General features: G+C 47.6%; 16 protein-coding genes and 1 pseudogene. 11 read left to right on the top strand and 6 right to left on the bottom strand.

The window, feature by feature from the left end:
* The 3 genes and pseudogenes from KVT36_RS32815 to KVT36_RS21455 all read left to right on the top strand — a co-directional run.
* Window positions 1-590, top strand: a pseudogene (locus KVT36_RS32815) (phenylalanine--tRNA ligase subunit alpha); the annotation flags it as partial.
* 79 nt (window positions 591-669) lie between these two features.
* Window positions 670-1,533: a 3-hydroxyacyl-CoA dehydrogenase NAD-binding domain-containing protein gene (locus KVT36_RS21460; protein ID WP_217605498.1), complete on the top strand. Its 864-nt coding sequence runs from the start codon at window positions 670-672 to the stop codon at window positions 1,531-1,533.
* Window positions 1,534-1,596: 63 nt separating this feature from the next.
* The gene (locus tag KVT36_RS21455; protein ID WP_217605497.1) at window positions 1,597-2,592 is read left to right on the top strand and encodes an NAD-dependent epimerase/dehydratase family protein; all 996 of its coding nucleotides are present in this window, start codon (window positions 1,597-1,599) and stop codon (window positions 2,590-2,592) included.
* Here KVT36_RS21455 and KVT36_RS21450 read toward each other — a convergent pair.
* The 3 genes from KVT36_RS21450 to KVT36_RS21440 form a co-directional block, all read right to left on the bottom strand.
* Window positions 2,581-3,270, bottom strand: coding sequence for a hypothetical protein (locus KVT36_RS21450; protein WP_217605496.1), 690 nt, complete (start codon window positions 3,268-3,270; stop codon window positions 2,581-2,583). The two genes, KVT36_RS21455 and KVT36_RS21450, sit on opposite strands and share 12 nt — an antisense overlap.
* Before the next feature lie 15 nt (window positions 3,271-3,285).
* Window positions 3,286-4,230: a UDP-3-O-(3-hydroxymyristoyl)glucosamine N-acyltransferase gene (locus KVT36_RS21445; protein WP_217605495.1), complete on the bottom strand. Its 945-nt coding sequence runs from the start codon at window positions 4,228-4,230 to the stop codon at window positions 3,286-3,288.
* Between the two features lie 599 nt (window positions 4,231-4,829).
* Window positions 4,830-5,540, bottom strand: a complete 711-nt coding sequence (locus KVT36_RS21440; RefSeq protein WP_217605494.1) for a Crp/Fnr family transcriptional regulator — start codon at window positions 5,538-5,540, stop codon at window positions 4,830-4,832.
* Here KVT36_RS21440 and KVT36_RS21435 point away from each other — a divergent pair.
* The 7 genes from KVT36_RS21435 to KVT36_RS21405 all read left to right on the top strand — a co-directional run bounded on the left by KVT36_RS21435 (window position 5,515) and on the right by KVT36_RS21405 (window position 11,310).
* Window positions 5,515-6,183 (top strand): pseudouridine synthase, encoded by a 669-nt coding sequence (locus tag KVT36_RS21435; RefSeq protein ID WP_368670038.1) that lies wholly within the window; start codon window positions 5,515-5,517, stop codon window positions 6,181-6,183. The two genes, KVT36_RS21440 and KVT36_RS21435, sit on opposite strands and share 26 nt — an antisense overlap.
* 133 nt (window positions 6,184-6,316) lie before the next feature.
* Complete coding sequence (locus tag KVT36_RS21430) at window positions 6,317-7,192, top strand: YicC/YloC family endoribonuclease (RefSeq protein WP_217605493.1); 876 nt, start codon at window positions 6,317-6,319, stop codon at window positions 7,190-7,192.
* Between the two features lie 7 nt (window positions 7,193-7,199).
* Entirely contained in the window at window positions 7,200-7,688 is a 489-nt protein-coding gene (locus KVT36_RS21425) for a gliding motility lipoprotein GldH (RefSeq protein ID WP_217605492.1), read from the top strand.
* Window positions 7,685-8,701: a sensor histidine kinase KdpD gene (locus KVT36_RS21420; protein WP_217605491.1), complete on the top strand. Its 1,017-nt coding sequence runs from the start codon at window positions 7,685-7,687 to the stop codon at window positions 8,699-8,701. Before KVT36_RS21425 ends, KVT36_RS21420 begins: the two co-directional genes overlap by 4 nt.
* A 61-nt stretch (window positions 8,702-8,762) precedes the next feature.
* Window positions 8,763-9,473: a response regulator transcription factor gene (locus KVT36_RS21415; protein ID WP_089906885.1), complete on the top strand. Its 711-nt coding sequence runs from the start codon at window positions 8,763-8,765 to the stop codon at window positions 9,471-9,473.
* 152 nt (window positions 9,474-9,625) lie between these two features.
* On the top strand, window positions 9,626-10,438 hold the full coding sequence (locus tag KVT36_RS21410; RefSeq protein WP_217605490.1) for a histidine kinase: 813 nt from the start codon (window positions 9,626-9,628) through the stop codon (window positions 10,436-10,438).
* A 125-nt stretch (window positions 10,439-10,563) separates the two neighbouring features.
* On the top strand, window positions 10,564-11,310 hold the full coding sequence (locus KVT36_RS21405; protein ID WP_217605489.1) for a LytTR family DNA-binding domain-containing protein: 747 nt from the start codon (window positions 10,564-10,566) through the stop codon (window positions 11,308-11,310).
* Here the strand turns inward: KVT36_RS21405 and KVT36_RS21400 are convergent.
* The 3 genes from KVT36_RS21400 to KVT36_RS21390 form a co-directional block, all read right to left on the bottom strand.
* Window positions 11,305-12,066, bottom strand: a complete 762-nt coding sequence (locus tag KVT36_RS21400) for an SH3 domain-containing protein (protein ID WP_217605488.1) — start codon at window positions 12,064-12,066, stop codon at window positions 11,305-11,307. The two genes, KVT36_RS21405 and KVT36_RS21400, sit on opposite strands and share 6 nt — an antisense overlap.
* Window positions 12,063-13,982, bottom strand: coding sequence for a BatD family protein (locus KVT36_RS21395; protein ID WP_217605487.1), 1,920 nt, complete (start codon window positions 13,980-13,982; stop codon window positions 12,063-12,065). Before KVT36_RS21395 ends, KVT36_RS21400 begins: the two co-directional genes overlap by 4 nt.
* 272 nt (window positions 13,983-14,254) lie before the next feature.
* Entirely contained in the window at window positions 14,255-14,959 is a 705-nt protein-coding gene (locus KVT36_RS21390) for an SDR family oxidoreductase (RefSeq protein WP_217605486.1), read from the bottom strand.
* 177 nt (window positions 14,960-15,136) lie between these two features.
* On the opposite strand from KVT36_RS21390, the gene KVT36_RS21385 reads away from it, so the two are divergent.
* Entirely contained in the window at window positions 15,137-15,832 is a 696-nt protein-coding gene (locus KVT36_RS21385; RefSeq protein ID WP_217605485.1) for a YjjG family noncanonical pyrimidine nucleotidase, read from the top strand.
* Window positions 15,833-16,041: the final 209 nt, after the last annotated feature.

The raw sequence follows: 16,041 nt of genomic DNA, 5'->3' as shown, positions 1-16,041 counted from the left end.
ACCCAGCGCGTGATATGCAGGATACCTTTTACACCAGTAAGAACCCTGACTGGCTGCTGCGCACCCATACTTCCAGCGTGCAGGTACGCACCATGGAGGCCGGTAAGCTGCCCATACGCGTAATATGCCCGGGCCGGGTGTACCGTAATGAAACCATCAGCGCCCGTGCGCACTGCTTCTTTCACCAGGCAGAGGGTTTATACATTGATGAAAACGTATCTTTTGCTGATCTGAAACAAACGCTGTATCACTTTGTGAAGGAGCTGTTTGGTGAGGATGTGCGCATCCGCTTCCGCCCTTCTTACTTCCCGTTCACAGAGCCCAGCGCAGAAATGGATATTTCCTGCATTATCTGCGGGGGCGAAGGCTGCTCCGTATGTAAGCATACCGGCAGGGTAGAGATCCTGGGCTGCGGTATGGTGCATCCCAAAGTGCTTGAAAACTGCGGCATTGATCCTGAAAAATATACCGCCTTTGCTTTTGGAAGGGGTATAGAACGTATTACCATGCTGAAGTACCAGATCAAAGACCTTCGGTTATTCTCCGAAAATGATACCCGCTTCCTGGAACAGTTCACGGGCGCGGTATAGCTATAGATAGTAAAAGAAAAGGTGAAAGCATGCTTTCACCTTTTCTTTTTTGACCTTACACCCCTTACACTTCTTCCCCATGATCACGTTACACGAAATTAAAACCATTGCCGTGTGCGGCGCAGGTACCATGGGCGCCGGCATAGCACAGGTAGCGGCTGCCAGCGGGTACCAAACGCTTTTGTTTGATATACAGCCCACCATGCTGGACAAAGCAAAGACGCAGATAACCCAAAATCTGGATACTGCAGTAGCCAAAGGCAAACTAACTGCTGCGGATAAAACCGCTACGCTAAGCCGCTTACAATTTACCTCCCGGCTGCAGGATTGCGTGGCAGCAGTGATCATAGAAGCCATTGCAGAGCAAATAGAGGCTAAAACAGGGCTGTTTAACCAGCTGGCGGAACTCAACCACAGTGATGCCATTTTTGCCAGCAATACCTCCTCATTATCCGTTTCCCGTATAGCTGCCGGCGTTATAAATCCATCGCGGGTAGTGGGTATGCACTTCTTTAACCCGGCCCCGCTTATGAAGCTGGTGGAGGTGGTAACCGCAGAAAGCACGAGCCCCGAAGTTGCAGCGCTGGTATATGAGCTGGCTAAAAGCATGGGTAAAACACCGGTGCATGTAAAAGATGCCCCGGGTTTTATTGTGAACCGGGTGGCCCGGCATTATTACCTGGAAGCCATGAAAGCTGCGGAGCAGGAGCTGGCAGACTTTGCCACCATTGACCGTTTGCTGGAAAGCACGGGTTTCCGTATGGGGCCTTTTGCGTTGATGGACCTGATAGGGAATGATGTGAACCTGGCAGTAACTCAATCCTTATATAATGCTTTTGCGCAGGCGCCGCGTTTTGCCCCCAATGAGCTACAGGCCGGCAGGGTAGCGAAGGGAGAGCTGGGGCGGAAGAGCGGAAAGGGGTTTTATAATTATGAAAAATAGCGGTGCGGTTGTGCCTGAAATCACTGCATTTAATTCGTAATTGAAATTGTTACTTTTGCGCTCATGATCTTAGTTACCGGCGGAACAGGTTTTTTAGGCAGTAATCTATTACGGGCACTGGTAAAGGCCGGCAAGCCCGTACGCGCTTTATACCGCCAGCAGATACCCGAAACATTACAGGATATACAATCACAGATCACATGGTTCCAGGGCGATGTGCTGGATGTGATAAGCCTGGAAGAAGCCATGCAGGGTATTACACAGGTATACCATTGTGCCGCCGTAGTATCTTTTCAGCCTGCTGCACACCGCAGCATGCTGCAGATAAATATTGAAGGTACCGCCAATGTAGTGAACCTTGCCCTGGATGCCGGTGTGCAAAAGCTGGTACATGTAAGCTCTGTTGCTGCCCTGGGCCGTACAAAAGAGGGGGCGCCGGTAAATGAGGAAAGCGAGTGGATAGAAAGCCGCAACAATTCCCAATACGCGGTTAGCAAATACCGCAGTGAAATGGAAGTATGGCGTGGCGTGGCAGAAGGGTTACCGGCAGCTATTGTAAACCCGTCTATTATCCTGGGCAGCAGCTACTGGCACGATGGTTCCGGTGCGCTGTTTAAGAATGCCTGGAAAGAATTTCCCTTTTATACCAAAGGCATTAACGGTTATGTGGATGTGGAAGATGTGGTGAAGGTGATGTGCGCGCTGATGGATAGTGATATCAGCGGGGAGCGTTACCTGCTTTCTTCAGAGAACTGGAGCTATTATGATCTTTTTGCTGAAATGGCTGCACAACTGGGTAAAAAACCACCCCATATCAATGTGCAATCCTGGCTGGCGGAAATAGTATGGCGCATGGAAAAAGTGAAAGGAATGTTCTCCGGCAGCAAACCCCTGGTTACAAAAGAAACCGCCCGTACCGCCCAAATGAAAATATACTATAACACGGATAAGATCTTACAGGCATTACCGGAATTCCGGTTCACCCCGTTAAAGCAAACCATAAACCGTGTTTGTAAAGACTTTTTACAGGACGCAGCTGCGGGTAAACTATCTAAATAACAAGGCGCCTATTGCAGCTGCCAGCACCTTTTCTGTATCGGCTTTTACGCGCTTGCTTACCCATACCCGGGGCTGCTCTCCCGGCATTACAGCCGCTACTGCATTGCCCTTTATATGGAACTCATAACACACCTTCTCATAAGAGTTTACAATACCAAAACGGTTATGCGCAGTAACACGGATCTCCGTATCCGGTGAGCGCAGTATGCCAATGGGTTTATTATCATTCAGCTCCAGGTAATGCGGCTTTTTTAACAGCAGCTCCCAGCGTACCAGCGGGTTACTTTGGGTACCGTTAATAAGAATGTAAAAAAGCGGATTGGTGGGAGGTGTTTTTTCCAGCCAGTCGGGTAAAACACGGCCGGAGAAACTAACGCGCGGCGTGTTTAAAGCCTGTACAAGTATTTGCTCGCTGCTATCTTTTACCAGGAAGTTAAAAGGGTTATCAACATTCTTAAAAGTAATGTTGGTGGCGCTGGCCACGCTGTTCTTACGGGCGGTGGTGGTATAAGCGCCGTAATGGAATGTTTTGGCAGAGAACCAGCCATCGCTGATCTCTACTTTCCACTCCTGGTCATCAGTATAAAGATCCTGTGCGGCAGCGGGTGTTATTATATTAACAGGGCTGGCAAAACATAGAACAGCAGCAACAAAGCTCTGTAAAAGGGATATATGCATGATATTGGGGGTTGGCTATTTGTTCATTACCTTTTCCCACAGTTCAGGAATACGTTTGATCCAGTTCAGCTCTTTCATTTTATTGCGGGCATCTTCTACCGGTGAGCCAAAGTATGTTTTACCACCTTCCAGTGAGCTGGGTACGCCTGATTGTGCCAGCACTACGGCATCTTTACCGATCACCAGGTCTTTGGATACGCCTACCTGTCCCCAGAGGATCACGTTATCTTCTATACGCGCTTTACCACCAATGCCTACCTGTGCGGCAAACAGGCAGTTGCGGCCTATTACGGTACCGTGGCCAATGTGTATCATGTTATCCAGCTTGGTGCCCTGGCCTATGATGGTATCGCCGCTTACGCCTTTGTCAATGGTGCAGCCGGCGCCTATTTCCACATCACTTTCAATAATAACCCGGCCGCAGCTTTCCATTTTATCATACATCACGGCACGTTCCTTCCTTTTTTTAAAGTAAAACGCATCGGCGCCAATAACAGTACCTGCATGAATGATCACGTTATCGCCAATAACAGTATGGTCATAAATAGTAACGTTGGGATGTATGAGGCAATTGCTGCCTATACGCACATGATTACCAATGAATACGTTAGGTTGTATGATGGTGTCTTCACCTATTACGGCGCTATCGCTGATGGGTTTGGAGGAGGGTTCAAAGGGACGGTAATGTTTTACCAGGGATACATAGGCACTAAACGGATCGTCGGTAACCAACAGCGCCTTACCTGACGGGCAGGCTACTTTTTTATTGATGATGATAATGGTGGCTGCAGAATTAAGGGCTTTATCATAGTACTTCTCAAAGTCCACAAATGATATATCTCCTTCCTGTACTTTATGGATCTCGTTGATACCGGAGGCCATCAGCTGATGGTTGCCTTCCAGCGCTGCGCCTATCATAGCGGCTATCTCTGTAACGGCAACAGGTGCTTCAAACTTCATAGCATATTGAATTAGTGAGTGATTTTAGGTGAGCAAAGTTAGGTGAAAGTTTGATGCAGATGAAAGGAAGTAAGAAGTACTTCTTTACTTCCACCTTCGTTCAGCAGACTGTTGTTATCCACACTTTTTTTAGTGGTGTGAATAAAATTTTTTGTAATTTTTTTCTTTTGTCATGAAATTCTTTTTAATATTGTGTAGGGAATTTTATTTCCCTGTACTTACTAACCCATTCACATAACAAGAAAGTCTGATTGTTCGCACGGTCAGACTTTTTTTATTGCCTTTAAAACCCGCTACTACCCAGTGTTTCAGCTTACACCCATTTTTATCATCTTCAAAAGCATCATCCCCTTACATTGCTTTTTATCCTTTTTATCCTGGTATCATGCACAACAAGCAAAGGGCTGTTTTTTGCTTTTTGGACCTTTAAAGCCCTGCTTTACCCAAAAAATTTTTGTGTAAGCGCATTAAAAGTGCGGCTATGATCCATAAAACATCCTTTAAGACATAAAAAGGCAATAAGCCCGGCTTAAAAAGTAGTAAAAAGGAAAGGAAATTATAACGTTGTAGTATACACGTAGTGTAGGCGAAAACCCTTGTTAATCCTGAAGGTTAGCGGCTTTTATAAGATGGTTCATTTGCAGCAGGCGTATTTTTTTACCTTCCAGTTCTATGAGGCCGTCTTTCTTAAATTCGGAGAGTAAGCGGATGGCAGATTCTGTAGCGGTACCTACCAGGTTGGCAATTTCTTCTCTTGAAAGGCGAACGTTCAGGGTTTGTCCGTCGCTTTCTACGCCATAGGTTTCATGAATGAATAAAAGGGTTTCCGCTAAACGTTCCCTTACCGGTTTTTGGGCCAGGTGGGTGATCTTTAATTCAGCTTTGCGCAGTTCGCTGGACAGGATGCGCATCATTTCAAAAGAAAGGCCGGGATCTTTTTGCAGTACGTTCAGGAACAGGTCTTTGGGAATAAAACATACCTGTGCATCTTCCAGCGCTACCGCGGTAGCGGTATACCGTTCGCCGCTTAATAAGGCTTTATAACCCATAATATCACCTGCTTTTACCAGGCGTATGATCTGTTCACGGCCATCGTCGCCGCTATGGGTGAGTTTTATTTTTCCGGAGTTGATGCAGTAGATACCAAAGGAGTGAGCGCCTTCCTGGAAAATGACCTGTCCTTTTTTGTATAATGAGCATACACGGGCTTCATCAATAGCCGTGATATTTTCTCCCTCCGCTTTGCAAAAGATAGAACCAAAGCGGGCTTGACAATGTTGACAGGTGATCTGTTTAAGAGGTGTGCCCATATGCGATGCTGCAAAATTACTAATTTGCAGGGCGTTCACCAAAGACCATTATCAGCTGTTGTTGTACTATTACGTTATTTATAAGCCTTACCAGGTGCTTACACAGTTCAGTAAGGAAGCAAACAAAGCCTGCCTGGCCGATTATTTTGCCGTGCCCAAAGATGTATATCCTGTTGGCCGGCTGGATTATGATAGTGAAGGACTATTGATATTAACCAACGATAAAACGTTGAACCACCGTTTATTAAATCCACGCTTTGCACATGAAAGAGAGTATTGGGTGCAGGTAGACGGCGCCATTACACCTGCTGCAATAACGCAGCTGCAGCAGGGAGTAACTATTAACATTGATGGTAAACCTTATAACACCCAACGCTGCAAAGCGGCTTTGTTTGAAACACCGCCGCCGGTACCGGAACGTAACCCGCCTATACGCTTCCGTAAAGAAATACCGGCTCCCTGGATACAGCTAATGCTTAAAGAAGGTAAGAACCGGCAGGTACGTAAAATGACGGCAGCTGCTGGTTTCCCGACGTTGAGGCTTATCCGTTACCGGATAGCCGGCCTTACCCTTAACGGCCTGCAACCCGGAGATATGTTACAGCTCGAGCGGGAAGCCGTTTACAATGCGCTTTTTAAATAAGCTATCAGCTTTTAGTGGTTAGCTTTTAGCTTTTAGCTAATGGCCCCCGCTAACGGTTAAAAGCTAATAGCTAACAGCTATCCTTTGCGCTTTCCACTAATTTAGCTAGGTTTGTTACCAACAAACAATCCATATGCTGAAATCAATGACCGGGTTTGGAAGGGCAGAAAGCACGCGCGGAGAAACTATTATAACCGTAGAGATAAAATCTTTGAACGGTAAACAGTTTGAGGTGAATCTGAAATTATCCCCCTTATTAAGACCGTACGAGTTTGACATCCGCAACCAGCTGCAGCAAACCTTGCAGCGCGGTACGCTGGATGCTACCATCAACATACGTCAGAACGGGGCTACCCGGCCGGTTATGGTAAATACGGAGCTGGCTAAGTTCTACTATCAATCCATTACCACCCTGGCAACAGAACTGAACCTGCCGCAGGATGATATGCTGAATGTGCTGATGAAGCTCCCGGAGGTAATAACCCCGGCCACTGAGCAGATTGCGGAAGAGGAATGGCTGGCCATTCAGAAGGTATTAAGATCCGCACTGGAAGAACTGGATAACCACCGCCAGGATGAAGGCGCCGTACTGGAGGCCGACCTGCTGCTGCGGATTGAGAATATAGAAAGTTATTGTGTAAAGGTACGGGAGCTGGACCCCCTGCGTAAAGACCGTATACGCCAGCGCTTGGAACAGCTGCTGTCAGACTATGTAGGTAAGGAGAATGTGGATGCCAACCGTTTGGAGCAGGAGCTGATCTTTTATTTAGAGAAGCTGGATATCTCTGAAGAGCTGGTGCGCCTGGAAAACCACTGCCGTTACTTTAAGGAGATACTGCGCGAAGCAGATATGGCCAAGGGTAAAAAGCTGGGTTTTGTGCTGCAGGAAGTAGGTCGTGAAATAAACACCACCGGCTCTAAAGCCAACGATGCCGGCATACAGCAATGGGTGGTATTAATGAAAGACGAACTGGAAAAGGCCAAAGAACAAGTATTAAATGTACTATAGTCAACTTATGAAACAAATGGGGGCAGCCATTGTAATAGGCTGCCTGGGACTGGCATCCTGCCTGCCGGTTAAAATGGATGCCTATGAAAAGAACCAGGAAATACCGGGGCACCAGTGGAGCTATCAATACAAACCTGTATTTGAGGTAACCATTAAACCGGAAGACACAGCCTACCTGTATAACATTTATGTAAACATCCGCCACCAGGATGCTTACCCCTACAGCAATATATGGGTGCTGGTAAATACCCAGTTCCCGGGCGACAGCAGCCTGCAACCCCGCCGGGTAGAGCTGCCGCTGGCAGATGCTTCCGGCAAATGGTTAGGCAGCAGGCTGGATGATATTTATGAGCACCGCATTCCTATCCAGCAAAAGGCCATCCTGAACAAGCCCGGCACCTATCGTTTTACATTTGAACAAAATATGCGGCAAAATCCGCTGCCTTATGTGATGAATGTGGGACTGCGGATAGAGAAAGCCGGCGCACGGCCATGAGACGTTTCTTACATAAACTACAGGATCAGAAGGTAACCTCCTTCATTTACCTTTTTGTATTGGCCTATACCATACTGGCACTGGTATGGTGGGGCGTGCTGCTGTACCTGCAGGGCCGGCAGATCACCGGTTTTGAGCGGCGCAACCTGGAGCTGCGTATTGATAACGTGGCACACCCCGTGGAATACCAGATGGAGCTGCAGCGTATAGAAAAGGATGAGCGCATGCGCACCTTTAAATTTTTTGGAGAAGGCGGCACCTTCCTGGGTATTATACTGGTAGGCGCCTTTTTTGTATACCGCTCCATATGGAAACATATGAAGCTTACCCGGCAGCAGCAGAACTTTATGATGGCGGTAACGCATGAGCTAAAATCGCCCATAGCTGCGGCAAAACTAAACCTGGAAACCATTCGCAAACACAAACTGGATGAGGAAAAGCGGCTAAAACTGGTAGAGAATACCATTAAAGAAACCGACCGCCTGGACCAGCTGTGCAACAACATACTGTTAGCCTCCCAGCTGGAAGCAGACCGTTACAAACTGTTCAGGGAGCCGCTTGATTTTTCAGCCCTGCTGGATGGTAATATCAAAGAGCTGCAGGCGCGCATTACTACCCACACCATTGTAGCTGATATACAGCCCCGTATATGGGTGGAGGGCGATAAATTCATGCTGCAGATGGTATTGAGCAACTTAGTGGAAAATGCAGTAAAATATGCGCCTAAGCAAACCGTCATCAAGGTACGTTTACACGAAAACGGGCATGTATTAAAGTGGCAGGTATCTGACCAGGGGCCGGGCATACCGGTGGAAGAGCGCAAGCGGGTGTTCATGAAGTTTTACCGTATTGGCAATGAAAATACCCGTAAGGCAAAGGGCTCCGGCCTGGGCCTGTTCCTTACCCAAAAGATCATGGAACAGCATGGCGCTACCATACAGGTAAAGGATAATACTCCCTCAGGCGCCTGCTTTGAGATCAGCTGGCCGTTATATTCCGTGCAAACGGCGTAAATTTGCACCACAGTTTTCAATTCCGACAATCTGTAAAGCGGAAGATGTAACTTAGAAGGATATGAAAGAAGCAACGAAAGCATCTATACTATTAGTAGAAGATGAGGAGAACCTCCAGGAAGCGCTGAAGCTGAACCTGGAGCTGGAAGGTTATGAGGTAACAGCAGCAGATAATGGTACCACTGCGCTAAAGGCAGTGAAGAACGAATATTTTGACCTCATTATACTGGATATTATGCTGCCGGAAATGGATGGTATAGCCGTGTGTGAGAACATCCGTATACAAAATAATGATGTACCCATCCTGTTCCTGAGCGCCCGCAACAGCAGCGCCGACCGTGTGCTGGGCCTAAAAAAAGGGGGGGATGATTATATGACCAAACCCTTTAACCTGGAAGAGCTGCTGTTAAGGGTGGAAAAGCTGATCGTAAAGAACAAGCGTATACAGGATAAGGATAGTGTGCCCAACGTTTACCGCTTTGGCAATAACACCATTGACTTTGCTGCGCAGGAATGCATAGGAAAGGATGGGAAAAGCTATGAGCTGAGTAAAAAAGAAACCATGCTCCTGAAGCTGCTGATAGAGAACAAGGGAGAGGTAGTAACCCGCGAGAAGATACTGCAGGTAGTATGGGGTTATAACGTGTACCCCACCACCCGCACCATTGATAATTTTATCCTGAACTTCCGCAAATACTTTGAGGAAGACAGCCGTAACTCCAAATACTTCCACTCTGTAAGAGGGGTTGGCTACAAGTTTACGGAACAGTAATTTACCCTGAACCACTTATAATAGTTTTCCCTCCAATTGCAATATAAATACTGCCTTGTAGTAATTGGCACTTTACATTCAGTGCGATTTAGTAGATATTTAATAGGTGTATCAGCTACACTTTGCTATTGATCCTTTTGTAAACCTTATTAGTGTTACTGCAATCCGGGCATATGTTTTCAGCGGGCGATTGGAACTATTGGTTATTCTTCTTATTAAGCATAGCGCTTATCTGTTACTTATTTTACCGCCGCGAAAGAAGTATCAGGCGTAACTCCACCAGGGAAATAAACCAGCGGCAATCTATGGTGAATCTTGAGCTGCATGCCTTTCAGGCGCAAATGGACCCCCATTTCATCTTCAACAGTTTAAACGCAATTCATCATTACATTCTCAGCACCAGCACGGATATGGCCTCCCTGTACCTGACGCGCTTTTCAAAGCTGATGCGCCTCATGATAGCTAATTTTAACAAAGAATGGATTAGCCTGGAGGAAGATGTGGAAGCCCTGGAGCTGTACATTCAGCTGGAGCAGCTGCGTTTTGAACCGCAGTTCGTGTACAAGCTGCACCTTTCACCGGAAGTAAGCCACCAATTCACCCTGGTACCCCCCATGATCATACAGCCTTATGTGCAGCAGGCCATCTGGCACCGCATATTACAGCGCCCGCAAAAAAGCGGCGGCCGGCTGGAAGTATTTATTGGCCGCCACCAGGATCAGCTATTTATACAGGTAGAGGATAATGGTGTACGCGGGGAGCTGCAGCCCGCCTCCTATGCAGCCACACAGCTGAGCCGCAACGTAGCCATTGCAGCGGAGCGCCTGCAGATAATGAGTGAAAAGTACCACATACACGCCCAGGTAACGGAGCAGGATATTTATGATGAACCTTCCCAAACCAGTGTTAGCCGTATTACTATTAACCTTCAGCATATTACCAGCCGCCACCAGCAGGCCGGGTGAGCATAACCCCGGCTGCAGTTAAAAACGCGGTTTACATTTTATTTTCGTAATTTTTCGGTGGGACAGATCCATAACTGAAGATTAGGCCAACTCTAACTATCCATCACTATTGCCAACTGCCACCAATGCGCGCCATTATTGTGGATGACGAAAAACACTGTCGTGATGTATTAATGCTGCTCCTTAGCCGGCATTGCCCGGATATTACCATTGATGCTGTTTGCGTTGATGGACCCACTGCGCTGGAAGCCATTGAAAGGCAGCCCCCGGAGCTCTTATTCCTGGATGTGGAAATGCCTGGTATGAATGGTTTTGAGCTGCTGGAAGCCTGCCCTGCCATTCCTTTTTCTGTGATCTTTACTACGGCGTATGATCAATACGCCATCCGCGCCATTCGCCACAGCGCGCTGGATTATCTTTTAAAACCTATTGATAAGGATGAGCTGTTAAGGGCCGTGGAAAAAGCGGCGGCCCGGCAGCTGCTGCTTACCGGCACCAAGCTCCAGCATCTGTTACAGTTCCTGCATGAGCACCTGCAGGCTAATGAACGCCTGGCCCTGCCCACGCTGGAAGGCTTGCGCATGGTGCTGCCCAAAGATGTAATGTACTGTATGGCGGAGGGCGCCTATACCCGGCTGCTGCTGCAGGATGGCCAAAACCCGCCGCTGATATGCCGCACCTTAAAAGAAGTGGAAGCAGTACTGAAAGACAAAGGATTTTTCAGGGTGCATCACAGCTACCTCATTAACCTTTCCTTTATGGATAAATATATTAAGGGAGACGGGGGTGAGATCATTATGAGCGATGGCGCCAGCATACCGGTATCGCGGCAGCGCAAGCAGGAGTTTATGTCGCGGATCGAGAAGTTATAAACGTTTCACCTCATCACAGGCTATCCACCCGGTTTTACCATCGGCCAGCTGCACTTTGCAATAGTCCGCAGTAGCATCCAATACCTGCACTTTCATTCCTTCATTCAGCTCAAACAGGTCTTTCCCATTCTGGTCAGGCGCTGCTTTGGCCTTAATGCCGCTGTTCATAACAATGCCGGTATGGTGGTTATGCAGGCTGCTGTAGGTGAAAATGGCCATGAACAGGTACGCAACAAACACTACGCCTATAACGCTGACACCCATACGAACTATACGATTATTAAAACGCGCTGCCAGCAAATAAGCCAGCACCCCGCCAATCAGCAGCCAGAATAACACCAGGCTGCCAACAGCCCAGCCATTGGGCGTATGCAGGTGCTCCCACTGCTGCCACCATCTCTGGAAGAACAGTAAAGGCAGTTCATCGGTAAAGCCCTGTACGCGCTGGTTAGCCAGGTCCAGGTTATGGGTAACGGATTCATTATACGGGTTAAGCTGTAATGCTTTTTCGTAGTTATAAATAGCCTGACCGGTGCGGTTGCTTTTGTAGTAGGCGTTGCCTGCATTGAAGTACAGATCTTCCAGCGGATAACCTTCGTTGATCAGCTGCTGGTACATGCCGGCGGCCTCTGTATACTTATTTTGCTGGTACAGGGCATTGGCTTTTTCAAACCGCTGCTGCGGCGTAAGATCCTGTGCCTGCAGGGTATTATAACCCAGCAGCAATAAAAGGATTATATAGCGTACCGGTCTCATACTACTTGTTGCTTCGTTTTCAATTGCTCTTCCAGCTGGCTGATGACTTTTACGGCCTGCTGGTAAGTGCCCTGCATTTTATCGTTGCTTTGTGCCGGTGCATATAGCGCCATTTCACAGTTATCCAGCAGGTCAAAAAGCTGCAGGGTATTATCCCCGTTGATGCGGCGGCCGGCCAGCTTGTTTTGTACCAGCTGTTTATTCAGATCAGCAAAGGGAATTTCCAGCTTATGGCTCAGGTAGCCCCATACGGCGCGGGAAGTTTCTTCGTAAAAAGCGCGGTCCTTCCCTTCTTTCAGGTAACGGGCAGCCAGCTCCAAACGTTTCAGCGCTGCCTTGTTAGCGTAGCGGTGTTTAAGCAGGGCGGCATTATTTTGCTGGTAGTGCTGGCGGCGGCGGTATAAAATGCCTGCTATCAGCGCTATGATGGGTACCAGCAATAACAGGTAGTACCACACGCTGCCCAGTAAAAAGCCGGCATCTTTGCTCCAGCGCTGCGGCGCCAGGTGCACAGGTATCAGTACATTTTTATCAACGCTGAAATCTTCCTTATCCCGTTTATTCTGTTTGCCCGGCGTTACTTTAATATTAAATGCCTGCGACTTAATGGTTTTATAAGCATGCGCTACGGGATCAAAGTACGAGAACTCTACAGGCGCAATGGTTTGGTCGCCTGCTTCCAGCGGCATCAGCGCAAACTCAAACTGCCGGCTGCCGGAAAGCGGGTTACTGTTCTTTTCAATATTATCGGTAACCTTGGGATCGTATTTTTCAAAGCTGCCGGGGATCTCTACCTTCGGCTGGTTCAGCAGGTTCACATTGCCCTGGCCGGAGATATTCACTTTTAAGGTCAGCGCATCATCAGTAGTAAGTGTAGTTTTATCAATGGTGGCGCTCATGTTAAAGTGCCCTACCGCGCCGTTGTAGCTGGGCGGGCGGGTATCAACCGGTAATGGTTTTACCGTGATCTTTACCGGGGCGCTCTGGATCTTATACGGCACGTCTTCATAAGACACTTCCGGCCGGTTAAAGAAATCATCAAAGAACGGATCGTTAAAGGGATCTTTAAAACCGGGATCATTAAAAATATCTTCAAACGGGTCCCTGGATCTTTTGCGGTTGTCGTGCGAAAGCTTTACCAGGCGTACCTGGTTATCCACCTCTACCGGATCCAGCTCCAGGTTACCGGATTGTAAGGGGAACAGCAGTGTTTTGCGGATGGTGAAAACTTTGAACAGCTGCCCGTTTATGCGTTCCGTAGTGGCCTGCGGCGGGTTAGGCAGCTCAATATCTTTGGCAGAAAAACCTTTGAATGCCGGTACGCGTGTTACGCTGGAATTAGTGGGCAGGCGGGTATACAGTTTATACGTAGCCGTTAGTTGCTCACCTTCATACAGGTTGGTTTTATCTACATCTACTTTCAGGAAAATATTTTTACGCAGCTTGGCATCCACATCCTCGCCCTTACGCAAAATGCCTTCGGCCACATCCTCATCCGGGCCGCGGTGGCTGGGTTGAAAGCCGGGCGGCTGTTGTGTGGGAGTCTGCGGCGGCGCAGCGTTGTGATTAACACTTTTGATCACCTCAATAGTAACAGGATTGGAGTGTACCACATTCCCATTTACCCGGGCCGTGGCGCCGGATAAGGTAAAGTTACCTGGGCGTTTAGGCTGCAGTACATAGATCAGCGCTATGTATTCAGAGCGGCGGCCGTTGTAAATGGATTGACCCTGTACCTGGGAAGGGCCCTGCATTACTTCAAAATCTGTAAAAGCAGGTGGTGTGAAGCTGGCTACATTAGATGCATTTTCCAGCATGAACTGTATCTGGAAAGGTTCATCCTGCGCAACACGGGTGCTGCTTACATTGGTAGTAAAACGGAATTCCTGGGCACTAGCGCAAGCTATAACGCCCAAACAAAAAAAGAGGGACAGAGCGCACTTCCTTATTTTAACCTGACAGACCATATCTCGTTGACAAATTTAACCAAAGCCTATGCTGTGGAGCTGATTTCGCCGTTAAAAGTTAGTTAAAAAAATAATAAAATATGATAGTAGAAACTGTAACCAGCAAGGATTTGGATAATGTGCTGATGTGTTAATATGCTAATGTGCTGGTTTTTGTTGCTTACGTTTTGCATATAACTGCATATACCAGCACATTAGCATATCAGCACATTATCTCATTATTAGCTAATATCTCCCAGCATAGGGCGTAGCACAATTTCTTCCACCACTGTCTGATCGGCCAGCGTGTAGGCTGCCCATACAATACTGGCAATATCCTCTGGCGGCATCAGGCGGTCCGGCGGCGCTTGAAAACCCTCCCAGGAGGCGGTAAGCGTAGGGCCGGGGCTGAGGGCGGTTACTTTAATGTTATGCGGTTTCAGCTCTTCCCGCAGGTTTTTGGAAAAGCCTAACAAGGCAAATTTAGTAATGCTATACGCGCCGCCGTTAGGATAGGCTTTGTAGCTGGCCGTGGAGGTAAGGTTAAAAATGTGGCCTTTACGCTGCGCCATCATAGCCGGTAACAGCTGGCGGGTAAGGTGATAGGCGCTGTACACATTGGTAGCCATCAGGTTTTCCAGCAGGCCCTCTTCCTCCTGGTGCAGGGCGCCGGGCACAAAAAGGCCGGCATTATTTACCAGTATATCCACTACAGGGAAAGCTGCTTTTACTTTGGCTGCAAAGCTTAGCACCTGCTGTTTATCACTCATATCCACCGGCAGGGCCAGCACCTGTACATTAGGCGCCAGCTGACGGATGTGTGCGGCCGTAGCCTCCAGCGTGGCGGCATTGCGGGCGCAGAGCGCTATATTAAAACCTTCTTTGGCCAGCCTTTCGGCGATGGCTTTACCAATTCCTTTGCTGGCTCCCGTAATAACTGCGTTCATATTCAGAGGGATTGAAAACCGGAAAATAAGAAAAAAAATGTGCAGATAGGCAGATGCAAATAGGAAGATGTGCGAATGTGCAGATGAAATTGCCAGTAAGGCTGCCTTTGTTCATTTACGTATCTGCATATTTGCACATTAAAACATCTGCCCTTTCCTTTGTAACTTTGCGCCGTGATGAAGTATAAGCATATTTTCTTTGACCTGGATCATACACTGTGGGATTTTGAGACCAACTCCTACCAGACATTAGAGGAACTCTACCATACGTTTAACCTGAGCGCCCGCGGGGTGCCTTCTTTTGAAGCGTTTTACAACAGCTATGTTATTCATAACGAGATACTATGGGACCGTTTCCGCAAAGGGCTCATTAACCGTAATGATCTGCGCTACAAACGTTTTAGCAGAACGCTGCTGGACTTTAAGATAGGGGATGAAAAACTGTCTAATTCCCTCAGCGAAAAATTTTTGGAAGTACTGCCGTTTAAAACCGCTTTATTCCCTTACACCATGGAAGTATTGGAATACCTGACAGCTAAGAACTATCCGCTGCACATGATCACCAATGGGTTTGAGGATACTCAGCTGCTGAAAATGCGCAATGCCAAAATTGATCATTTCTTTACGCATATTATTACTTCTGAAGTAGCGGGCAGCCTGAAACCTTACCGGGAAATATTTGATTACGCGATTACCAAAGCTGCTACCAGTGCTACGGAGAGCGTAATGATAGGAGATGCGCTCGAGCTGGATATTATAGGCGCTCACAATGCAGGTATGGACCAGATCTATTTTAATGCAAAAGTTCCGGCTACTACTATGCAGCCTACGTATTGCATTTCCTGCCTGAGTGAGCTGAAAACAATTTTATAAGGCGAAAGGGAGCACCCCGCTTTCTATTTCCTGCGCATACTATAAGGGGTCTATTTTGTTATCGATTGCTATAAGCAAAATAGTATTGGGTGAGTAGTCTTCCGGGTAATCTTTGGCAATATCATATAAACAGTTGCCGGGAAAAAAGGCCTCACAAAAAGTACGGCGAAGGCTTTGAGGATCACATAAACGACAACAAACCGCTACCA

The sequence above is a fragment of the Chitinophaga sp. GbtcB8 genome, assembly GCF_019091455.1.
In the GTDB taxonomy this organism is placed as follows: domain Bacteria; phylum Bacteroidota; class Bacteroidia; order Chitinophagales; family Chitinophagaceae; genus Chitinophaga.
This window is presented reverse-complemented; position numbering and strand designations above follow the sequence as displayed.